The 298-nt window shown below is 52.7% G+C and carries 1 pseudogene; it reads right to left on the bottom strand.

Features of this window, described 5'->3' with window-relative positions:
* Positions 1-280 (bottom strand): annotated as a pseudogene (locus tag ACSG5Z_RS30855) (hypothetical protein); the annotation flags it as partial.
* Positions 281-298 lie beyond the last annotated feature (18 nt).

Raw genomic sequence — 298 nt, 5'->3', positions numbered from 1 at the left:
GAGTTACCTTTTTCTCATAGAGGTCCGGTAGCACCAGTAGCGCCTGTGTTACCTTGAACGCCTTGAGGTCCAGTAGCACCCGTGATACCTTGGGCCCCTTGAGGTCCAGTGGCACCAGTAGCACCAGTAGCACCTGTATTACCTTGAACTCCTTGAGGTCCAGTAGCACCAGTAGCACCCGTGTTACCTTGAACACCTTGAGGTCCAGTAGCACCAGTAGCACCCGAGTTACCTTGACCACCTTGAGGTCCAGTAGCACCAGTAGCTCTCTCTTAGACACAACTAGCTGTCTCTTAGA

Origin of the sequence: Bacillus pretiosus, from assembly GCF_051294775.1 — a bacterium.
GTDB classification, from domain to species: Bacteria; Bacillota; Bacilli; order Bacillales; family Bacillaceae_G; genus Bacillus_A; species Bacillus_A wiedmannii.
Note: the sequence above shows the minus strand (reverse complement) of the source record. Positions and strands in the feature narration are given on the sequence as shown.